The organism is Mycobacterium talmoniae (assembly GCF_001854525.1).
Classification (GTDB): domain Bacteria; phylum Actinomycetota; class Actinomycetes; order Mycobacteriales; family Mycobacteriaceae; genus Mycobacterium; species Mycobacterium talmoniae.
This window is the reverse complement of sequence record NZ_MLQM01000300.1, coordinates 1-2917: the sequence shown is the minus strand read 5'-3', so window position 1 is coordinate 2917 and position 2917 is coordinate 1. Positions and strand designations below refer to the sequence as shown.

At 67.4% G+C, this 2917-nt stretch carries 3 protein-coding genes and 1 pseudogene; 3 read left to right on the top strand and 1 reads right to left on the bottom strand.

Annotated elements, in window-relative coordinates; all coding sequences use genetic code 11:
* Together BKN37_RS26720 and BKN37_RS26715 are read left to right on the top strand one after the other, a co-directional pair.
* A pseudogene (locus BKN37_RS26720) lies at window positions 1-234 on the top strand (F0F1 ATP synthase subunit epsilon); the annotation flags it as partial.
* Window positions 235-246: 12 nt separating this feature from the next.
* The gene (locus BKN37_RS26715) at window positions 247-690 is read left to right on the top strand and encodes a DUF2550 domain-containing protein (protein ID WP_071030275.1); all 444 of its coding nucleotides are present in this window, start codon (window positions 247-249) and stop codon (window positions 688-690) included.
* Between the two features lie 103 nt (window positions 691-793).
* On the opposite strand, the gene BKN37_RS26710 is transcribed toward BKN37_RS26715, so the two are convergent.
* Window positions 794-1366 (bottom strand): cob(I)yrinic acid a,c-diamide adenosyltransferase, encoded by a 573-nt coding sequence (locus BKN37_RS26710; RefSeq protein WP_071030273.1) that lies wholly within the window; start codon window positions 1364-1366, stop codon window positions 794-796.
* Window positions 1367-1423: 57 nt separating this feature from the next.
* Here BKN37_RS26710 and murA point away from each other — a divergent pair, with 57 nt between their 5' ends.
* Window positions 1424-2677, top strand: coding sequence for a UDP-N-acetylglucosamine 1-carboxyvinyltransferase (gene murA / locus BKN37_RS26705; protein WP_071030271.1), 1254 nt, complete (start codon window positions 1424-1426; stop codon window positions 2675-2677).
* Window positions 2678-2917 lie beyond the last annotated feature (240 nt).

Below are 2917 nucleotides of genomic sequence, written 5' to 3'. Positions count from 1 at the left end.
CTAGTCGATGAGGCTAGGGTGAAGGTCGAGCGGACCGCCGAGGGCGATCTGCGGTTCGCGGTGCACGGCGGGTTTCTGTCGGTGACGGAGGAGGGGGTGAGCACCCTCGCCGAGTCCGTGGACTTTGCGGACGAGAGCGACGAGGCCACCGGCCGCCACGACGCCCAGTCCGGCGACCCGCGGGTCGCGGCACGGGGACGAGCCCGGCTGCGTGCCTTGGGCGTGATCGACTAGCAGGTCTGGCCGATGCACGTGCCAATGATCCTCCTGGCCGTGCTCAGCGCCGTCCTGTTGCTCGCTGTCCTAGCGCTGAGCTACCGACTGTGGAATCTGCGGCAGGGCGGCACGGCGGCGATCATGCGCGACATTCCCGCGGTCGGCGGGCACGGCTGGCGCCACGGGGTAATCCGTTACCGCGGTGGTGAAGCCGCGTTCTATCGGCTGTCCAGTGTGCGGTTGTGGCCGGACCGTCGGCTGGCCCGGCGCGGCGTCGAAATCGTTTCGCGGCGCTCGCCGCGCGGCGACGAGTTCGACATCATGACCGGCGAGATCGTGATCCTGGAGCTCCGCGACAGCACCCAGGACCGCAGAGAGGGCTTCGAGATCGCGCTGGATCAGGGCGCCCGTACCGCGTTCCTGTCCTGGCTGGAATCACGACCCTCACCGCGCGCCCGTCGGCGCAGCACCTGAGTTTGCGCGGGTTTTCTTGCCGCGAGATCGACGTTAACGGGCGAAAGCACGAGTGGCGCACCCGTTAACGTCGATTTCGGCGCCCGACCCCCATCAGCGGCGGCTAGGCGCCGCCGCCGGGTTGCCAGAGCACATCACCGTCGGGGTTGGCCAGTCGTGCCAGGATGAACAGCAAGTCGGACAAGCGGTTTAGGTACTTGGCCGGCAATGTGGTGGTGTCGTCGGGGTGGGCGCTGATCGCCGCCCACGCCGAGCGCTCGGCGCGGCGGACCACGGTGCGCGCGGTGTGCAGCAGCGCCGAGAGCGGCGAACCGCCCGGCAAGATAAACGAATTCAGCTTCGGCAGGCTCTCGTTGTACTCGTCGCACCAGCGCTCCACCCGATCGATATAGGCCTGGGTGATGCGCAGCGGCGGGTACTCCGGGTTCTCGGCCACCGGGGTGGCCAGATCGGCGCCGACGTCGAACAGGTCGTTTTGGATCTGGCGCAATACGGCCGTCAGCGCCTCGTCGGGCTTGCCCAGCGCGACCGCGACGCCGAGCGCGGCATTGGCCTCGTCGCAGTCGGCGTAGGCCGTCAGGCGCGTGTCATTCTTGGAGACCCGCGAGAAATCACTGAGCCCGGTGGTCCCGTCATCGCCGGTCCGGGTGTAGACGCGCGTGATGTGCACAGCCATGGTCAAACCGTACCGGTCCGACTGACACTGGTCATAACTCTCATTACACTGACCCGCGTGAGCGAGCGATTCGTGGTGACTGGCGGCACCCGGTTGTCCGGCGAGGTCGCCGTCGGGGGCGCCAAGAACAGCGTGCTCAAGCTGATGGCCGCGGCGCTGCTGGCCGAGGGCACCAGCACCATCACGAATTGCCCGGACATCCTCGACGTGCCGTTGATGGCCGAGGTGCTGCGCGGCCTGGGCGCCACCGTGGAACTCGACGGGGTCACCGTGCGCATCACCTCCCCCGACGAGCTCAAGTACGACGCCGACTTCGCCGCGGTCCGCCAGTTCCGAGCCTCGGTGTGCGTGCTGGGCCCGCTGGTGGGCCGCTGCAAGCGGGCCAAGGTCGCGCTGCCCGGCGGTGACGCCATCGGGTCGCGCCCGCTGGATATGCATCAGGCCGGGCTGCGGCAGCTGGGGGCGCACTGCAACATCGAGCACGGCTGCGTGGTCGCACACGCAGACACGTTGCGGGGCGCGGAGATTCAGCTGGAGTTCCCGTCCGTGGGCGCGACCGAGAACATCCTGATGGCCGCGGTGCTGGCCGAGGGCGTGACCACCATTCACAATGCGGCCCGCGAACCCGACGTGGTCGACCTGTGCACGATGCTGAACCAGATGGGTGCCCAGATCGAGGGCGCCGGGTCGCCGACGTTGACGATCACCGGGGTGCCGCGGCTGTACCCGACCGAGCATCGGGTGATCGGGGACCGCATTGTCGCGGCCACCTGGGCGATCGCGGCGGTGATGACCCGCGGTGACATCACGGTGACCGGGATCGATCCCGCGCACCTGCAGCTGGTGCTGCACAAGCTGCACGACGCCGGCGCCACCGTCACCCAGACCGATGACAGCTTCCGCGTCGCGCAATACGAGCGGCCGAAGGCGGTCAACGTCGCGACGTTGCCGTTTCCCGGGTTCCCCACCGATCTGCAGCCGATGGCGATCGGGCTGGCCTCGATCGCCGATGGCACCTCGATGATCACCGAGAACGTGTTCGAGGCCCGGTTTCGGTTCGTCGAGGAGATGGTCCGGCTCGGCGCCGACGCGCGCACCGACGGGCACCACGCGGTGGTGCGGGGCATCCCGCAGTTGTCCAGCGCGCCGGTGTGGTCCTCGGACATCCGCGCGGGCGCCGGCCTGGTGTTGGCGGGCCTGGTCGCCGACGGAGACACCGAGGTCCACGACGTCTATCACATCGATCGCGGGTACCCGTTGTTCGTGGAGAACCTGGCCAGTTTGGGCGCGGAGATCGAACGGGTAGAGTAGTCCGCAGTGCCAACCCCGCGGCCGTCGAAACCGCTGCGATCTCCGTACGGAGCCGACGTCCGGGGTTGACGTCGCCCAAGCCCTGGAGTACAGTGGCAGGGTTGCCTGAAAACCGGGTGTGTTGTTTGAGAACTCAATAGTGTGTTTGGTGGTTTTTGTTTGTTGTTGTTTTTTGCCATGCCCTTGGCCACCCCGTGTTGGGGGTGTGGTGTTTTTTGTGTCAGATGTTTGTTGTCTGAT